Annotated in this window: 14 protein-coding genes and 1 tRNA gene; 11 read left to right on the top strand and 4 right to left on the bottom strand. The window is 36.0% G+C overall.

Annotated features, from left to right (window positions below; genetic code table 11):
- Positions 1-30: 30 nt before the first annotated feature.
- Both DZ858_RS01245 and DZ858_RS01240 read right to left on the bottom strand, forming a co-directional pair.
- Positions 31-2,457, bottom strand: coding sequence for a hypothetical protein (locus DZ858_RS01245; protein ID WP_117157759.1), 2,427 nt, complete (start codon positions 2,455-2,457; stop codon positions 31-33).
- A 123-nt stretch (positions 2,458-2,580) separates the two neighbouring features.
- The gene (locus DZ858_RS01240) at positions 2,581-3,189 is read right to left on the bottom strand and encodes a ribonuclease HII (protein WP_117157758.1); all 609 of its coding nucleotides are present in this window, start codon (positions 3,187-3,189) and stop codon (positions 2,581-2,583) included.
- Positions 3,190-3,250: 61 nt separating this feature from the next.
- Here DZ858_RS01240 and DZ858_RS01235 point away from each other — a divergent pair, with 61 nt between their 5' ends.
- Positions 3,251-5,143: a putative porin gene (locus tag DZ858_RS01235; protein WP_117157757.1), complete on the top strand. Its 1,893-nt coding sequence runs from the start codon at positions 3,251-3,253 to the stop codon at positions 5,141-5,143.
- Positions 5,144-5,262: 119 nt separating this feature from the next.
- Here the strand turns inward: DZ858_RS01235 and DZ858_RS01230 are convergent, their stop codons facing one another.
- Positions 5,263-6,405 (bottom strand): acyl-CoA dehydrogenase, encoded by a 1,143-nt coding sequence (locus DZ858_RS01230; protein ID WP_117157756.1) that lies wholly within the window; start codon positions 6,403-6,405, stop codon positions 5,263-5,265.
- 170 nt (positions 6,406-6,575) lie between these two features.
- Between DZ858_RS01230 and DZ858_RS01225 the strand changes: the two genes are divergently transcribed.
- The 8 genes from DZ858_RS01225 to DZ858_RS01190 all read left to right on the top strand — a co-directional run bounded on the left by DZ858_RS01225 (position 6,576) and on the right by DZ858_RS01190 (position 14,452).
- A complete protein-coding gene (locus DZ858_RS01225; RefSeq protein WP_117157755.1) occupies positions 6,576-7,640 on the top strand; it encodes an anhydro-N-acetylmuramic acid kinase in 1,065 nt (354 codons plus the stop codon).
- A gap of 66 nt (positions 7,641-7,706) precedes the next feature.
- Positions 7,707-8,933 carry a Glu/Leu/Phe/Val dehydrogenase dimerization domain-containing protein gene (locus DZ858_RS01220; RefSeq protein ID WP_117157754.1) on the top strand — a complete coding sequence of 409 codons (1,227 nt, stop codon included), beginning with the start codon at positions 7,707-7,709 and terminating at the stop codon, positions 8,931-8,933.
- An 18-nt stretch (positions 8,934-8,951) separates the two neighbouring features.
- Positions 8,952-10,331: a sodium:proton antiporter NhaD gene (gene nhaD, locus DZ858_RS01215; RefSeq protein WP_117157753.1), complete on the top strand. Its 1,380-nt coding sequence runs from the start codon at positions 8,952-8,954 to the stop codon at positions 10,329-10,331.
- A 48-nt stretch (positions 10,332-10,379) separates the two neighbouring features.
- Entirely contained in the window at positions 10,380-11,081 is a 702-nt protein-coding gene (locus tag DZ858_RS01210) for a MotA/TolQ/ExbB proton channel family protein (protein WP_117157752.1), read from the top strand.
- Positions 11,081-11,473 (top strand): ExbD/TolR family protein, encoded by a 393-nt coding sequence (locus DZ858_RS01205; RefSeq protein WP_117157751.1) that lies wholly within the window; start codon positions 11,081-11,083, stop codon positions 11,471-11,473. Before DZ858_RS01210 ends, DZ858_RS01205 begins: the two co-directional genes overlap by 1 nt.
- Before the next feature lie 101 nt (positions 11,474-11,574).
- Positions 11,575-12,393, top strand: coding sequence for an energy transducer TonB (locus DZ858_RS01200; protein ID WP_117157750.1), 819 nt, complete (start codon positions 11,575-11,577; stop codon positions 12,391-12,393).
- A gap of 73 nt (positions 12,394-12,466) precedes the next feature.
- Positions 12,467-13,150, top strand: coding sequence for a hypothetical protein (locus DZ858_RS01195; RefSeq protein ID WP_117157749.1), 684 nt, complete (start codon positions 12,467-12,469; stop codon positions 13,148-13,150).
- An 84-nt stretch (positions 13,151-13,234) separates the two neighbouring features.
- Entirely contained in the window at positions 13,235-14,452 is a 1,218-nt protein-coding gene (locus tag DZ858_RS01190; protein ID WP_117157748.1) for a bifunctional folylpolyglutamate synthase/dihydrofolate synthase, read from the top strand.
- Here the strand turns inward: DZ858_RS01190 and DZ858_RS01185 are convergent.
- Positions 14,449-16,698: a penicillin-binding protein 1A gene (locus tag DZ858_RS01185; protein ID WP_117157747.1), complete on the bottom strand. Its 2,250-nt coding sequence runs from the start codon at positions 16,696-16,698 to the stop codon at positions 14,449-14,451. The two genes, DZ858_RS01190 and DZ858_RS01185, sit on opposite strands and share 4 nt — an antisense overlap.
- A gap of 182 nt (positions 16,699-16,880) precedes the next feature.
- Here DZ858_RS01185 and DZ858_RS01180 point away from each other — a divergent pair.
- Both DZ858_RS01180 and DZ858_RS01175 read left to right on the top strand, forming a co-directional pair.
- Positions 16,881-16,958: transfer RNA gene (locus DZ858_RS01180), tRNA-Val, on the top strand.
- 122 nt (positions 16,959-17,080) lie between these two features.
- Complete coding sequence (locus DZ858_RS01175) at positions 17,081-18,058, top strand: YitT family protein (RefSeq protein WP_117157746.1); 978 nt, start codon at positions 17,081-17,083, stop codon at positions 18,056-18,058.
- Positions 18,059-18,064: the final 6 nt, after the last annotated feature.

The following is an 18,064-nucleotide window of genomic DNA, read 5'->3' as shown; positions in this document are numbered from 1 at the left end:
TAAATGTATCACATTATCAATAGGTTATGATTAAAATTCATATAAAACAACCTCTTTTTCCGAGCCTTTTACAACGATGCCAATCTTACTTTTTGAAGATAACCTACCAATTTCTGAAGCAGAGGTGCCATACACAGGAAAACCATTTAAAAGGTCGCCCGAGGCATCAAAAACATATACTTTACTTTCCTGTGTTTCGGTGGTGGTAATATATTTTTTTCGGTTTACCGTAAAAATTTTGGGCTGGCTATATATACCAAAAGGTAATTCAACCAGTTTGCCGTTAATGCGCAATAAGTTGTCATCCATTGTAGCTTTTATGTTCCCATTTATTACAAAACCGTAGCTGTTGCTTACATTTAAGGTTTGGGTAGTTGTTTTTCCGGTTTGCGAAATACTGATTTTGTTGTTGTCTTTCGTAATTACCACAAAATCATTTTTTTCTTCTTCAATAGGTATTTCTGAAAATTTGAACTTTTTTGAAAGTGGGACGCGTACTTTCCCAGTCCGGTGCAAGATGTTCAAATGCCCGTTTTCTTCAGCAATTACAATGTAATCTTTGTTGCCCATCCGTATGTGCTGCGGTGGAAGCACAATGTTGCTTTTTGCTTTTTCGAAAGTGAAGCCTTTTACAATGTTGCCACTGTTATTGTACATAAACAATTCCTTGCCTTGGGTAATGATAAAACGGTATTTTCGGTTGTTATCGTAATCAAAAACGGAGAGGGGTTGGGTTATTTCGTCTTTAAATTGAAGCGGAAAAGGCGACACATTATTTCCGGTTCTGTCCAAAACATAAAAGTCGTTTTTAGTAACAAAAGCCAATTGTTTTTTACCGTTTCGAAGCACATCTACCTCATGGATTTTACCAAGAATAGGATTGTTCAGTTTTTTAGTCCAAAGTGTTTTTCCTTCTTCTGAAATAAAATACAACTTATTCCCAATGTCTTGAACAACAATGTCCTTCCCATTAGTTCGGTGATTGGTAAATAGTTGGGGGTCGCCTAAAATGGTATTCTCCAATTCAATGCTGAATTTTTCAGCAACCGTTCCTGTTGTCTGTTTGGCTTCTGAAGCTTCTTTGCAAACCAAATTCACGTGTGCAAAATCACGATCGTACGTAAACTGAAGTAGCGCCAATGGATAGTTTGAAAGTGAAATATTTGCAATTTCTGAAGAAAAATAAGGAGCAATAGCATCTGTAATCTTATCGCCCATTTTGTAAATTAAAATAGAAGAGGCGTTGCTCAATTGTGTTGATGCATCTTCAAAATAATAACTTTTGCTTAGTACATCATTATTTTTATAAGCAGTGATAATGGTTTGTGTAACCGCTTCATTTTCTGAAAACACAAAAAAATCGTCTAATTGAAAAGCTTGTGATAATTTAGTGTTACTAATTAATGGATTGAGCGTTTTATGCAATAAACCGGGTTGGTTAAAATCGTAAATAGTTGTTTCTCGAAACGAGTTATTTTCTGAGATAAATTGTCCTAACGCCTCGTTCGTCATATCGTTATCAATACTCTTTAATACAATTGCACTTCCTTCTTTCAGAAAAATTTCACCTATTTCATTAACCGAACCTAAAATACTGTTTGTATTTTCAGAAAGCGTTGCTGTTTGAAATTTCTGTAAGTTTTCAGACAAAGTCACAGCATCATTATACGTGTACGATACAGCAGATAAAGCATTTTTAGGGATAATTTGTTTTAGGTCGTTCTGCTGCGGCACTTGCCCTTCAAATATTTTTAATAATTGTGGAACGGTATCTCGTGCTAGAGCAACTCCGGTTGCTGTTAAGGCGTTTGGTAATACCGAAATATCCAAAGCTATATTTGTGGCAAAGTTTACAGTAGTTGAATCGTTTAAAAATACTTTGGGATTGTTGATTACCGCGGTAAGTTCACTATTTTCTTTTACCGAAATAGCTTTTTTAAAATCAGGGGTTAATTTGTTTTTTCCTCTTAAAATAGCTGTAATTATTTCTTGAGAACTACTGGCAATAAATACACTGTCTTGAATAGCAGAATATGCTGTTTTGTTTTCAATGTTAATGCGTTGTAAGGAAATATCATCAAGCTTTAAGGTCTCAACCGAGCGGTTTTGTATAGAATCGATGTTAAATAAAGAGGAATCTTGCCGTGCAATAAACGTATAATCTGTAATACTATCGTTTCTTTTACTTATGGAAAGAAAACTTTCGCTCTTAGGGTTGAGGTGTTTAAAAAGGGTGTGGGCTTCAGTAAAATAAGTGATAGCCTTAGTTTTACTAAATTCAGAAATAAGTGCGCTATTTTTTAAATCGCTCTGTAACGTTTCAAAGTTTGCAATCTTTAAAACCAAATCGCTGTTTTGCGGAACAAAGTCTATCAATTCTTCTTTTTTGGTAACAGATTGATCACAGCCCCAAAGCAAAACAATACATACTAGTGCTAAAATTTTAGTGTACACCATCCTTACAAAAATAACAAGTAATTTGTCTAGATTATCTTAAGATGGTAACGATTTATTGACGGGTTGTTAACAGTCTCCCTCCGCCTACGGTACCTCCCCTAAACTGTGGGAGAATAAACTCAATTATTTAGTTTTTAAATTTAACTTCAATTGCTCGGGTAATAACTTAAAACTTTTTCGATGGTAGGGAGTTGCGCCTAATTCTTTAATGACAGAGCGGTGTTCTTTCGTGGGATAGCCTTTGTTTTTCTTCCAGTTGTATTCTGGGTGTTCTTCGTGAATACGTGCCATAAAGGCATCTCGTTCAGTTTTCGCTAAAATTGAGGCCGCAGCAATGTGCAAATATTTTCCATCTCCTTTAATAACACATTCAAAAGGGGTTTCGCCGTAGGGTTTAAATCGATTACCATCTATGGCGATAAATTCAGGTTGTTGTGTTAATTTTTTAATAGAGCGATGCATTGCCAAAATAGATGCATTTAGAATGTTGATTTCATCTATTTCGTCCATCATTACGTGAGTATAGGCGTAGCAGATGGCTTTTTTTTCAATGATTTCTTTGAGTTGAAGCCTCTTTTTTTCTGAAAGCTGCTTGCTATCGTTTAAAAAAGGGTGACTAAAATCATTTGGTAAAATAACCGCTGCAGCGGTAACAGGACCCGCTAAACAGCCTCTTCCGGCTTCGTCGGTGCCGCATTCAATTAATTTTTTGTTTATTTTAAGCTTCAGCATTAAAATTTAAAATAAAGAATTCCGTTCAAAAGTATACCTTTGCCCTGAAAGTAAAAAATCAATGAAAAACCTGCTTTTACTACTTCTTTTTCTCTCTGTCGGAAATAACCTGTTTGCTCAAGACCCTATAGAAAATACTGAGAAACCCGAAAAGCCACCTATAGAGTTATATAGGATTATTTCTACAGATCGTGATACTACTTATGTAGATACCACCTTGAGCGTTCAAAAGGAATATAAATTTAACTACTTACGAAGGGATCAATTTGAGTTATTGCCTTTTTCAAATGTTGGGCAACCTTATAATTCTCTTGCCTATAGTTTTGATAAACTGAATTTGAAACCTCTTTTTGTAGCGCAATCACACCATTTTAATTATATGGATGTTGAGGATATGAAGTATTACAATGTCCCGACACCTTTATCTGAATTATATTTTAAAACTGCTTTTGAACAAGGCCAGCAGCTGGACGCCTTTTTTACAGTAAATACGAACGAACAGTTTAATTTCTCGATTGCATATAAAGGAGTTCGGTCATTGGGAACGTACCAAAATATTTTAACGAGCTCTGGAAACTTCCGTTTTACTACTAATTACACTACAAAAAGTAAACGCTATAAAGTTCGAGCTCATATTGCTGCACAGGATATTTTAAATGAAGAAAATGGTGGTTTGCCAGCAAATTCGATTGATTTGTTTGTAAATGATGACCCCGAGTTTAACGACCGAGGCCGTATTGATGTTAATTTTGAAGACGCTGAAAACTTATTGAAGGGGTTACGTTTCTATGCGGATCACGAATATGAACTCATTAGTCAACGAGACAGTACTAATTATAATGTATTGGCAATTGGAAATCGTTTTAGCTACGAAGAAAAATCTTTTCTGTATACCCAAGATGCTCCATATGAAAGCTACGGTGAATCGTATGAAAATACCAATCTGCGAACTAAAACAACCTTAGAAGATTTTAACGTACAAGGTTACGCGCGTCTAGAAAATAGTCTTTTAGGAACAATTAGTGCTTTTGCGGGTTATACAGATTATAATTATGGGTATAATTCCGTTTTAATTTTAGACGAAGGGCGTATCACAAATAGATTACAGGGCAATTTGGTTCAGTTTGGGGCTGGATATAAAAAAGAATACCGAGGGTTTGAACTTTCCGGAAAAGGAGCTATCAATATTTCGGGAGATTATGATGCTAATTACTTACAAGGAGCCGCTTCTTTTTCATTTAATGAAGATAATAAGGTAGAGGCTTCGGCCACCATACATTCGGTAGCGCCTAATTTTGGCTATCAATTATACCAAAGTGATTATGTTAATTACAACTGGCAAAACAGCTTTGAAAACGTAAAAAGGCAAGAGTTAAAATTTGAGTTGCAATCAAAAAAACTGCTTAATGCTTCAGTAAGTTACACAGGGATTGATGATTATACCTATTATGCTATTAAAGAGAACGATTCAACTCCAACTCCTCATCAGTTTGGTGATCGAGTGGATTATTTAAAAGTAAAAGCCCAAAAAGAAATTCGTTACGGAAAGTTTGCATTGGATAATACGGTATTGTTTCAACAGGCAGTGAGTGGAGAAGAGGTGTTTAATGTTCCGCAGATTGTGACTAGAAATACGCTATACTTTCAAGATGAATTTTTCAAAAAAGCATTGTTTTTACAAACAGGGGTTACTTTTAAATACTTTGCTGAATATAATATGAACGCCTACGATCCTGTTTTGGCAGAGTTTTATGTGCAAAATGATCAAAAATTAGGTGGCTTTCCATTAATGGATGTTTTCTTGAGTGCAAAAATAAAACAGACGCGTATTTACTTTAAGTGGGAGCATTTTAACCAATTGTTTAAAAGTACTAACAATCAATTTTCAGCACCTGGTTATCCGTATCGTGATGCAGTGATACGATTTGGATTGGTGTGGAATTTCTTTTTATAGCTTTGACTCCGCTCAGCTAGCTTTCAGTAAATATATTAAATATCAGATAAACAAAAACCCGACTAAAAGCCGGGTTTTATTTTTATGTATGGTTACTCAGCGGAGTCGAAGTGCCGAGATTAATCTCGCAACAATCCTCTTGAAATAACAATTTTCTGTATTTCGCTGGTTCCTTCGTAAATTTGTGTGATTTTTGCATCACGCATTAAACGTTCTACGTGGTATTCTTTTACAAAACCGTTCCCACCGTGGACTTGAACTGCTTCAACAGTGGTGTCCATTGCCACTTTACTAGCGTACAATTTAGCCATTGCACCGCTCATATCGTAATTGTTGCCTTGGTCTTTGTCCCAAGCAGCTTTCATTACTAAATGACGAGCAGCAGTTATTTCGGTATGCATATCAGCCAATTTAAAGGCGATAGCTTGGTGGTTAGAAATTTCAGTGCCAAATGCTTTTCTAATTTTAGAGTAATCGCGAGCCAATTCGTATGCACCTGCTGCGATTCCTAAAGCTTGTGCAGCGATACCAATACGACCACCGCTTAAGGTTTTCATAGCGAATGTAAAGCCAAAACCATCTTCACCAATTCGGTTTTCTTTAGGCACTTTTACATCGTTAAAGTTTAATGTATGTGTATCACTACCGCGAATTCCTAATTTATCTTCTTTTGGGCCAACTTCAAAACCATCCCAACTTTTTTCAACTATAAAAGCGTTGATACCTTTATGTTTTTTTTCTTTATCAGTTTGAGCAATTACCAAGTAGTAATCGGCTGTACCACCGTTGGTAATCCAGTTTTTAGTTCCGTTTAAAATGTAATGGTCACCTTTGTCAATTGCAGTTGTGCGTTGTGAAGTTGCATCACTACCAGCTTCAGGTTCACTTAAACAAAACGCGCCGATAGATTCACCAGTTGCTAATTTGGTTAAATACTTCTGTTTTTGTTCTTCATTTCCGTAGGTCTCAAGTCCCCAACAAACCAATGAGTTGTTTACTGAAACAATTACGGAACACGAAGCATCAACTTTACTTAACTCTTCCATAGCCAAAACATAGCTTATGGTATCCATACCGCCACCGCCGTACTTTGGGTCTACCATCATACCTAAAAAGCCAAGCTCGGCCATTTTTTTAACCTGTTCTGCAGGAAATTCCTGTTTGTTGTCCCGCTCAATAACCCCGGGTTTTAATTCGTTGTTTGCAAAATCGCGGGCTGCATCGCGAATCATGATATGTTCTTCGGAAAGACTGAAATCCATAAGTTTGTTTTAAAAATGTATTACTAAAAGTCGTGCAAAGATACCGTAATTAAAGTAAATCTCAAATCTGAAGTTCCAATTTCCAAAACTTTACAACTTAGTGTAATTTATTGAACTTAATTCGGCTTTTTAAAAGTACTAAGAGGATGTTATTTCGTTATTTTTGCTATATGAAAAAGAACAATTATCACGTTTTAGGTGTTATGAGTGGTACGTCTCTTGATGGAGTTGATGTGGCTGAATGCTTTTTTGAAATTTCAGAAGAAAAGAAGTGGAATTTTAAAATAGGTGCTTCTGAAACAATAGAATATCCAACTATTTGGAAGAAAACACTTCAAGAAGCGGTTCATTATTCTGAAGAGAAACTTACGGGCTTAAATGAAAATTATACAGATTATCTTTCTCAAATTATTTCAGCATTTATCTCAAAACATAAAATTACAACGATCGATGCTGTTTGTAGTCATGGTCATACTATTTTGCATAAACCAGAAAAAGAAGTCACGCTACAGATAGGAAATTTGCCCAAGCTAGCTACTTTAATTAACGAGACAGTAGTTTGCGATTTTCGAGTACAAGATGTAAAGCTTGGCGGACAAGGAGCGCCTTTGGTCCCTATTGGTGATCAGTTGCTTTTTCCAGATTTTGATTATTGTTTAAACCTAGGAGGGTTTGCAAATTGTTCTTATGAAAAAAACGGAGATAGAATTGCCTACGATATTTGCCCTGTGAATATTGTATTAAATTTATATGCAGAAAAATTAGGACAACCGTACGACGATGGTGGAAAGATGGCAGCTTCAGGCGAAATAAATGAAGGACTATTAAATCAGTTAAATCATTTGAACTTTTACAATGAAAAACCACCTAAATCATTGGGGTTAGAATGGGTTCAAGCATATATATATCCAATTTTAGAAGCTTCTGAAGAAACTTCAAGAAATATATTACGAACCTATGTTGAACACATTGCTATACAGTTGGCGCGTCAATTTTCCGAAGGGAAAAAAGTGTTAATTACTGGAGGAGGGGTTTATAATTCATTTTTAATTGAACGTCTACAGGCTATTAGAAATGTCCAAATAGTAATTCCTTCAGAAGAATTAATTGAGAACAAAGAAGCACTTATTTTCGGATTGTTAGGTGTACTAAAACTTCGAGATGAGGTAAACTGCATAGCTAGTGTAACAGGAGCAAAACAAGATCATTCATCTGGAATGGTTTTTAACATCTAAAAATTAGCTAAAAAGAAGAGCAACCGTTTTTAAGTTTTTTATATTTGTAGCTTAACTTACCATTTAATGAAACAATTACTTAAAAAGTACGAAGATAAATCTCCCGAAATTGTTTTTCACTGGAATGACCCCGAAACCGAAGCCGAAGGCTGGACCGTTATCAACTCACTAAGAGGTGGTGCTGCTGGTGGTGGTACGCGTATGCGAGAAGGTCTTGATATGAATGAGGTCTTGTCATTGGCAAAAACCATGGAAGTGAAATTTACAGTTTCTGGTCCACCAATTGGAGGTGCAAAATCTGGAATTAACTTTAACCCTGCAGATCCTCGTAAAAAAGGTGTTTTGGAGCGCTGGTATAAAGCAGTTTCACCTTTATTGAAGGCTTACTATGGTACTGGAGGTGATATGAATGTTGATGAAATACACGAAGTGATTCCTATTACTGAAGAAAGTGGTGTTTGGCATCCGCAAGAAGGAGTATTTACGGGACATTTTACACCTACCGAAGCTGATAAAATTAATAGAATTGGTCAGTTACGCCAAGGAGTAATTAAAGTTTTAGAAAACAACACCTATTCACCAGACGTGATGCGTAAATATACAGTAGCCGATATGGTTACTGGGTATGGTGTGGCCGAAGCAGTACGCCATTATTATGATATTTACGGCGGAAACATTAAAGAAAAAAAAGCCATTGTACAAGGCTTTGGAAATGTAGGAGCTGCTGCTGCTTACTACCTATCTCAAATGGGAGCCAAAGTGGTTGGTATTATTGATAGAGCAGGCGGGATTATTAATGAAGATGGATATTCGTTTGATGAGATTAAAGAGTTGTTTCTAAATAAAAACGGAAATACTCTCGTAGCAGAAAATATGCTTTCTTTTGAAGAAATAAATAGTAAGATATGGACACTAGATGCTGAAATATTTGCTCCTTGTGCCGCTTCTCGTTTAATTACTAAAGAACAAATATCGCAAATGATCGATAGTGGACTAGAAGTAATTAGTTGTGGGGCTAACGTGCCTTTTGCAGATAAAGAAATTTTCTTTGGTCCTATTATGGAATATACAGATGAACGGGTAAGTTTAATACCCGATTTTATAAGTAATTGTGGAATGGCACGTGTATTTGCGTACTTTATGGAACGCAAAGTACAAATGACAGATGAAGCTATTTTTAATGATACATCTATGACCATTAAAAATGCTATTCAAAACACATTTGATAATAACAGTACAAAAACAAACATTAGTAAAACCGCTTTTGAAATTGCCTTAAAACAGTTGATATAATATACACCCTTAAAGAAAATGGAATCGATTATTATTTTAATTTTTGTAATAGGTTACTTAGCCATTACATTAGAACATCCTTTAAAATTAGATAAAACTGTGCCCGCCTTAATTATGGCGGCTTTAATTTGGGCCGTACTTGCTGTCGGTTTTCACAGTGGCTGGTTCAATGTGGTCGATTCGCACGATAATGCCTTTAGTTACCTAACCGGAGGAGAAGCGGCAGATGAAGGCTTTAAGAATACGCTACTGCATCATTTAGGAAAAACAGCTGAAATATTAATTTTTCTTATTGGTGCGATGACCATCGTCGAAATAATCGACCTGCACCGAGGATTTGAAATATTAAAAGGCGCTGTAAAAACAAAAAGCAAACGTAAGTTGCTGTGGATTATCGGTATATTGGCTTTTATACTTTCAGCAATAATTGATAACCTAACAGCTACTATTGTTTTGGTTACATTACTGCGTAAATTAATTCATAAAAGAGAAGATAGGTTGTGGTATGCAGCTATGGTTGTAATCGCTGCAAACGCAGGTGGTGCTTGGTCTCCAATAGGAGATGTTACCACCACAATGCTTTGGATTGACGATAAAGTAACTGCTGCTGGTTTAATAGAGTTTGTAGTTTTGCCTTCCATCTTCTGCTTTGTTGTTCCGTTTTTTATAGCAAGTTACTTAAAACCCTTTCGCGGAAATATTGAAGTAGATTCTACAAAAGATACAGTTGCCGAACGTCTGTTGAGTAGTAAAACCATGCTGTTCTTAGGATTAGGAATGATTGTTTCGGTACCTGTTTTTAAAACTCTTACACATTTACCGCCTTATATGGGGATGATGTTAGCATTAGGTGTAGTATGGCTTGTTTCAGAATATATTCATCCAGAAGAAGATTTCAGCAATGAAAGACGTCATTTGTATTCAGCACATAAAGCTTTATCGAGAATTGAAATATCGAGTATTTTATTCTTCTTAGGTATATTAATGGCGGTTGCAGGACTTGAGGCCCTAGTGTTTGGCGCAGTAAGTGGAGAGCAAGTAGGAACACTTCGTTATGCCGCAGAGCAATTAGATATGGCAATCCCTAATCAAGATGTGGTAGTAATATTATTAGGTATATTCTCTGCAATTATTGACAATGTGCCTTTAGTAGCAGCATCTATGGGAATGTACGATTCTCCAACCGATTCGGTGTTATGGCATTTTATAGCCTATTCGGCAGGAACAGGTGGAAGTATGCTTATTATTGGTTCAGCTGCTGGTGTAGCTGCAATGGGTATGGAGCGAATCGACTTTATCTGGTACCTTAAAAAAATCACTTGGTTAGCCTTCATAGGCTTTATAGTAGGAGCAGGAGTGTTCTTATTATTTGAAAGAGTGATATTTCATCATGTGTAACAATTTCTAATGTCATTTGGCGTTATCCTATAAAACTGTAAACAATTTATGCTAAACTTCTTAATTCAGGAAGGTGCAGAAGAAGCAGCACAAGCTGCAGAGCCTGAAACAACCGAAAAAACACTTTCCGTACTTGAACTCGTAATGAACGGGGGCCTAGCAGCCCAGATTATCATTGGGGTATTGTTTATCCTACTGTTTGTAGCTGTTTATATATATTTTGAAAGGCTTTTTGCAGTCAAAGCAGCTTCAAAGATCAACAGTAATTTTATGAACCAAATCAGGGATCACGTAGCAGGTGGAAACATACAAGGAGCTAAAGTACTTTGTGCACAACAAGATAGCCCGGTATCAAGACTTACCGAAAAAGGAATTTCTCGAATAGGGAGCCCGTTAGAAGATATAAACACTGCTATTGAAAATGCTGGAAGATTAGAAGTTTACAAGCTAGAAAAAAATGTGAGTATCCTTGCAACCATTGCTGGTGCTGCACCAATGATAGGTTTCTTAGGTACTGTAATTGGTATGGTTTTGGCATTCCATCAATTGGCAACTAGTAGTGGTCAAGCTGAAATGGGTGCATTAGCCGAAGGTATCTATACCGCAATGACCACAACCGTTGCAGGTTTAATTGTTGGTATTATCGCCTATATGGGTTATAACCACTTAGTGGTGCGTACCGATAAGGTAGTTCATCAAATGGAAGCCACAGCGGTTGACTTTTTAGACCTATTAAACGAACCAGCATAATGAATTTAAGAGGTAGAAATAAAATAAGTCCCGAGTTTAGTATGAGCTCCATGACAGATATTGTATTTCTGTTGCTGGTATTTTTCCTATTGACATCGCCTGCCATAACTCCAGATGCGTTAGATTTAATTTTACCAAAAGCAAGCGGTAAAACAACTAGCGTACAAAAAGCGTCGGTAAGTATAACAAGTGGCGGTGCTTACTACGTTAATAAAGAGCGAGTAAGTGAATATACCATGGAAAAACAATTGAAAAGTATTCTTTCTGGACAAAAGGAGCCAACTATTATTTTAAGAGCTGAAGAAGGAGTGCCTATTGAAGATGCCGTTTTTGTAATGGATTTAGCAAATAAAAACAACTACAAAATAGTATTAGCAGTACGGCCTAATTAATATGTTGGGCAGCACCCTAATCGGGTCGGGCTTTCATCGCTACACGGTAGCGTATTCAATCCCTGCTGCAAAAAAAATCTAAATTAAATATATAACCTATTATGTCTTTACTAGACACAAAACATAAAAAAAAGAGTATGACTATCACGGTAATCCTACACGTGATCATCCTTATTTTGTTGTTTTATGTAGGGTTAACGTATTTAGATCCACCGCCAGAAAACGGAATTGCTGTAAATTTTGGGACTATTGAAACCGGAAGCGGTAACATTCAGCCCACCGAACCTATAAAGGCGGCACCTAAAGAAACCACGCCACCACCTGTTTCGCAATCTAAAACCGAAATTAAAGAAGAAATAGTTACTCAAGATGTGGAAGATGCACCGGTAATTAAAAAAGAAAAGAAAAAAGAAGTTCAAAAAGAAACCCCTGTTAAGGAGCAACCCAAAGAAACACCTAAAAAGCCAGACCCTAAACCTGATAAAACCACAACTGATGCTTTGTCTAATTTAATCAATGCACCAAAAAGCGATGGTACAGCAAAAGGCAGTGAAGGGAATGACGATACCGCTGGTGATAAAGGAAACCCAGATGGCGATCCCAATGCTAAAAGCTATTATGGCACGGGTAAGGGCTTAGATGGTGATGGTAATTACTTGTTAGGAGGTCGTAAGGCCTTAAATAAGAAAAAATTTGAACAAGACTGCAACGAAGCTGGTAAAGTAGTGGTCAGTATTGAAGTGGATCGGAACGGAAAAGTCATTAGTGCTACACCAGGGGTGCGCGGTACTACCAACAACTCTAAGTGTTTGTTAGAACCAGCAAAGCGAGCCGCTCTCGCCACTAGATTTAATTCAGACGATAAAGCACCTGCCAAACAAATAGGGAAGATTATCTATAATTTTAGCTTGTCAGAATAGAACTATTAATTATTTGTTAATTAACTGATAAATAATTTATATTTGTCAAAAAAATGTTAACATCTAATAAGCATTGAAGGCTTCATTATTAAGAAGAATTACATTCTTTATAGGAATTTTAAATATTCTCATTCCATTGTTTTTTGGGATAGGAATAACTATTTACTTGGTTCCTTTGTATATTAGTTGTCTCTATTTAATATATTATACTTCAGTAAAAAAACATAATATCCTTCTTATTCTTTTTTTACTTGTAACGTGTATTGCTGAATCCATTGCATCTTTTGGTTTTGTAGATAATTTTATGTGGATAGCTTCATTATTTACGGTATTCTTTCTTTTAGGAACACTTTTATTACGTCCTGCTTTAAAACGATGGAAAATCAGATTAAAATTAGATGAAAAAATAGGACTTATTGTTGGCTTTATTTGTGTAGTATTTGTTATGGTGGTTACGTATAATGCTACGATTGATCAAGTTCCACAGACAGTTTATCATCTTTTCGCCTTTTTAGCATTTGCCCTTTTCTTATATGCTTGCTTTTTTGTTTTTATATACGATCATCATTCACGAGGTATTTTTACCTTTATTACTGGTATTGCTTATGTTTGTATGTATGTAAACTATTTTATTTATGAATTCTTTTATAACTCAATTCTGTTGCTAGTTTTAGTACAAGCATGCGAAGTTGTGGGCCAATATGCTTTTGTAGTATATTTAGAGAAAAGGGATACTGCTTTTATTGATCTTAGATAACTCACTATTAAGTGTTGTCTAATATGTTTTCTTATTATTTTTGAGCAAATAAAATAGCTGTACTAAACCTTAAATAATTAACCTATTAACTACCAACAAACCATAGCGTGGTTATTTACCCAATTACCTATGTACCAACGCGTAGGTAAAACAGCTTTTAAAAAAGATTTATCTAATACGCTGAAGCTTTCAAAACATCTCAATAATCCCGAACAAAACTTTAAAAGCATTCACGTTGCTGGTACTAACGGAAAAGGGTCAGTGAGTCATATGTTGGCCTCTGTTTTACAAGAAGCCGGTTACAAAGTTGGATTGTATACATCGCCACATTTAAAAGATTTCAGGGAACGTATTAAGGTTAACGGACAGATGATTGCTGAAGAAAAAGTCATTTCTTTTGTAACGAATAATAAATTCTTTTTAGAAGAAAATAAACTATCTTTTTTTGAAATGACGGTCGGCCTAGCGTTTGATTATTTTAGTAAACAAAAGGTGGATATTGCCGTTATTGAAGTAGGCTTGGGTGGAAGGCTGGACAGTACCAATATCATCACTCCAGAAGTTTCAGTGATTACAAATATTGGTTTTGATCACACGGCTTTTTTAGGAAATACATATACTGAAATAGCTTCGGAAAAAGCAGGTATTATTAAACCGAACATTCCAGTTGTCATTGGGGAAACAGTTCCGGACACTAAAAAAGTTTTTCAAAAAATTGCTTCAGAAAAAGATGCGTTTATCACTTTTGCTGAAAACGAAACGATTTCAGAATATGAAAGTGACTTAAAAGGTATATATCAGCAGAAAAATAAAAAGACTGCTGTTTGTGCGTTAAAAGTCTTTCAAGAAAATGGTTGGCATATTTCCGAAGAAAACATCTGCAAAGGCATTTTAAATACGGTTAAAAATACCGGTCTGCAGGGGCGGTATCAAACGTTGCAAAAAAGTCCAAGGGTTATTTGCGATACAGCTCATAATAAAGAAGGGTTAGCATTGGTGCTTCAGCAAATTCAAGAAGAACCTTATGAAAACTTACATATTGTATTAGGAGTTGTAAACGATAAAGATTTGGATAGTATTTTACCACTATTCCCTATACAAGCTACCTACTATTTCTGTAAACCTGATGTTCCACGAGGATTGGAAGCTTCTATTTTAGCAAATACAGCAAAAGAATTTGGACTGACAGGAATGACATTCAATTCTATAAACAAAGCATATGCTTCTGCATTGGAAAACGCTTCAGAAAACGATTTAATTTACATTGGCGGAAGCACTTTTACTGTAGCCGAAGTGGTTTAATTTTTCTTGGTTTTAAAGTTGCTCTTCTTTTTCTTATCAGGGTTTGTAAACAACCGTTTAAAAAATCCATCGCGTTTGGTGGGTTCGCAGTCGAGCATTTCGACAACGGTAGCATTAGGGGTTTTAAAGCGCGCTTTAGTAATTGAGTTAAAGGTTGTGTCCTTATTCATTTTCTGAAATAATTTCGCAGCGATTGGTAAGGCTGCATTTGCGCCTTGACCGGTTCGAGTAGTTTTAAAACCAATACGGTGATCATCATTGCCTACCCAAGTTACTGTTACTAATTTTGGCATTACCGAAACAAACCAAGCATCTTTGTTAGATTGTGTGGTTCCTGTTTTTCCAGCGATATCGTTTCGTAAGCCATATGTATGTCGCATACGGCTGGCCGTTCCATTATTTACTACCGATTGCATCATTTCAATCATAATTTGTCGTGTAATTTCAGAAAATGCTGGTTGTAAGGTGTCTTTCTGTTTGAATTCTTCTAACAATTCACCTTTTTTATTTTCAACTTTCAGTAAGTAATAAGGGGAGACAGGTTTACTGTCGTTCACATATGCGGCGTATGCTCCGGCCATTTCAGAAACAGAAAGTTCAGCAGTTCCCAATGCCAAGGAAGGTACTTTTGGTAAGGTTGAGGTAATGCCTAATTTTTCGGCAAGTGCGATGGTATTTTCAATTCCAGCTTCCTCCAACACTTTTACTGAAACCGTATTAATCGATTTGGTTAAGGCCGTTTGTAAGCTATAGTTAAGATATTTTTCATCAACATCTCCAGAGTTTGAAGGGCTCCAACCCTCCATATTCTCGTATTCCACCTCACGGGCTGAAAAATAATCACACGGCTTTACACCTTGTTCCAACGCGGTGGTGTAAACGATGGGCTTAAATGTTGAGCCTACTTGTCGTTTACTTTTCTTAACATGGTCATATTTAAAATGCTCAAAATCGACCCCTCCTATCCAAGATTTTATAGCCCCTGATTGTGGGTCTATGGACAACATTCCGGCATTTAGGAATTTTAAATAATGTTGTACACTATCAATGGTACTGGCTGCAACTTCTTTTTTACCGTCAATATCATACAACCACATTTTTCTTTTTACGCTTAGAGAATCGAGAGTTGCTTCTTCTGAAAGGTCTTTAGCTTTTAATTTTTTATAAGCTTGGGTTTTCTTCACTATGGAAGTAACCAAGGCTTCATTAGTAAGCCAAGGGGCGCTTTTTCCGTATTCTTTTTCAAATGTTTTTTGAAGCTTGCCAAGATGTTCTTTTATGGCTTCTTCTGCATATTGCTGAAGGGTTTTGTCTAAAGTTGTATAAATTTTAAGTCCGCTAGTATATAAATTATAGGGCGCATCTTTCGTTTTATTTTCTTTACACCAAGCGAGCATCTTGTTGCGCAATTCTTCTCTAAAATAGGGAGCAAGGCCGTGTTGCTCATCGTAATGTCCGTAATCTAGTTTAAGGGAGTCTTGTATATGTTTTTTATATTCAGTATCGGTTAAAAATTCGTATTTATGCATTTGGTGTAGAACGATATTCCTTCTTTTTATGTTTCGTTCTGGAAACCTATTAGGATCGTAGGTGTACGTTGCTTTTAGAGTCCCGATTAGTGTTGCGGCTTCAGTGGGAGTTAGTTCAATCGTTTTTTTGTTGAAATACTTAAGGGCGGCACTTTCAATTCCGTAGGTGTTTCCACTAAACGGAACGGTGTTAAAATAGAGTTCGATGATTTCTTTTTTACTGTAGTTTTTTTCTAACCGCCGGGCGACGATCATCTCTTTCGTTTTTACTACTGGAAGCGTTAAAAAGCCATAATTCTCTCTGCTGAAGAGGTTTTTAGCCAATTGCTGTGTAATGGTGCTACCGCCACCACTAGATGCGTCTTGCATTAAAATAGTTTTAAAAAACACCCGGAAAAGACTTTTTGTGTCAATCCCGTTATGGTCATAAAACCGAACGTCTTCCGTAGCAAGTAAGGCATCAATAGTGTGCTGCGGAATGTCAGAATAGGGGATGGGCTGTCTATTAGATAAGTAGAACTTGCCAATAAGCTCATCATTTACATCATAAATTTCAGAAGCTTCATATTGAGAAAGTTCTTGTACTTCCTTCATATTTGGGATGGAGCCCCATAAACCAAGGCGGACGCTTATTATAAAAATACTGATACCGCCGGTTATTAGCAGGGTCGCTTTAAGAACAAGGTTGCCTATTTTTTTTCGGGTCTTTTTTTTCATTGAGTTGATGTACTGTAACTTGACAAATAAACGTAAACTTTATGGCTAGATTATGGGTTTAACGTAACTTTATAATCTTGAAAATTAACGTATGATAGCGGTGATGATATTATTTTTAATTTTTTTAATTTTTTGTTTGTGGGAATTAAAAAGTAGCTTATATTTGCAACCGCTAACAGCAAGGGCGCGTAGCTCAGTTGGTTCAGAGCACTTGGTTTACACCCAAGGGGTCAGGGGTTCGAATCCCTTCGCGCCCACCAGCAAAACCCGATGAAGTTTTTCATCGGGTTTTTTTATTTTATAGAAGTTTTAAAATATTCACTTAGAAAGAAAGGCAACTTATGTTAGGTTGTTTATCTTAGTTCAATAAATTTATTTGCTTGTGAACCCAATTATACGAAACATAATAGTCGAGAGCGTAAAAAGGCGTCAAAAGAATCAAGAAACAAAACCTACCGAAAAACAAATTCAAAAAAGAGCTGAAAATCTTGAGGTTGAAATAAAACATGAAATTTCAGACTTTGTGTATTTAATAATTGGTGTGCTTGCTGCTACGTTTGGCTTAAAGGGCTTTCTATTACCCAATTCGTTTATAGACGGAGGGGTAACCGGTATTTCTTTAATTGTGCGAGAGTTAACAGGAATTTCGTTGCCTATACTAATTTTCTGTATCAACTTACCTTTTCTAATTTTAGGATATTTTGCCATTAGTAAGCGGTTTGCTATAAAAAGTGTGTTGGGTATTTTACTTTTATCTCTTTCGCTTTATTTTATCCCTATTCCCACCATTACAGAAGACAGTATTTTAATAGCAACTTTTGGGGGTTTCTTTTTGGGCTTAGGTATTGGGATGGCTATTCGTGGCGGTGCTATTATTGACGGAACCGAGGTTTTAGCTATTTATATAAGTCGAAAAACTAGTATGACCGTAGGAAATGTGATTTTAATTTTCAATGTTCTTATCTTTTTAACAGCCGCTTATTTTCTTTCTGTTGAAATTGCATTGTATGCAATACTAACGTATTTTGCCGCTTCTAAAACCGTAGATTTTGTAATAGATGGTGTTGAAGAATTTATGGGCGTTACCATAATTTCGGAACATAATGAAGAAATACGAAAAACAATTGTAAATAATTTAGGACGGGGTTGCACAATCTATAAAGCTCAAAATGGTTTTGCCAAAGAAGGCCAACCGCTTAAAGATACCAACGTAGTGTATACGGTGATTACCCGTTTAGAGATGTCAAGGCTGAAAACTGAAATTGATAAAGTTGACCACGAAGCGTTTATTATCATGGCATCTGTAAAAGATGCAAAAGGCGGAATGATCAAGAAAAAACCGCTTAAAAAAATAAAATAAATAGTA

The organism is Marixanthomonas ophiurae (assembly GCF_003413745.1).
GTDB lineage: Bacteria > Bacteroidota > Bacteroidia > Flavobacteriales > Flavobacteriaceae > Marixanthomonas > Marixanthomonas ophiurae.
This window is presented reverse-complemented; position numbering and strand designations above follow the sequence as displayed.

Excerpts from the sequence above, each read along its gene's own strand:
- DZ858_RS01245 (WP_117157759.1), bottom strand. The coding sequence starts at position 2,457 with ATGGTGTACACTAAAATTTTAGCACTAGTATGTATTGTTTTGCTTTGG.
- DZ858_RS01240 (WP_117157758.1), bottom strand. The coding sequence starts at position 3,189 with ATGCTGAAGCTTAAAATAAACAAAAAATTAATTGAATGCGGCACCGAC.
- DZ858_RS01235 (WP_117157757.1), top strand. The coding sequence starts at position 3,251 with ATGAAAAACCTGCTTTTACTACTTCTTTTTCTCTCTGTCGGAAATAAC.
- DZ858_RS01230 (WP_117157756.1), bottom strand. The coding sequence starts at position 6,405 with ATGGATTTCAGTCTTTCCGAAGAACATATCATGATTCGCGATGCAGCC.
- DZ858_RS01225 (WP_117157755.1), top strand. The coding sequence starts at position 6,576 with ATGAAAAAGAACAATTATCACGTTTTAGGTGTTATGAGTGGTACGTCT.
- DZ858_RS01220 (WP_117157754.1), top strand. The coding sequence starts at position 7,707 with ATGAAACAATTACTTAAAAAGTACGAAGATAAATCTCCCGAAATTGTT.
- nhaD (WP_117157753.1), top strand. The coding sequence starts at position 8,952 with ATGGAATCGATTATTATTTTAATTTTTGTAATAGGTTACTTAGCCATT.
- DZ858_RS01210 (WP_117157752.1), top strand. The coding sequence starts at position 10,380 with ATGCTAAACTTCTTAATTCAGGAAGGTGCAGAAGAAGCAGCACAAGCT.
- DZ858_RS01205 (WP_117157751.1), top strand. The coding sequence starts at position 11,081 with ATGAATTTAAGAGGTAGAAATAAAATAAGTCCCGAGTTTAGTATGAGC.
- DZ858_RS01200 (WP_117157750.1), top strand. The coding sequence starts at position 11,575 with ATGTCTTTACTAGACACAAAACATAAAAAAAAGAGTATGACTATCACG.
- DZ858_RS01185 (WP_117157747.1), bottom strand. The coding sequence starts at position 16,698 with ATGAAAAAAAAGACCCGAAAAAAAATAGGCAACCTTGTTCTTAAAGCG.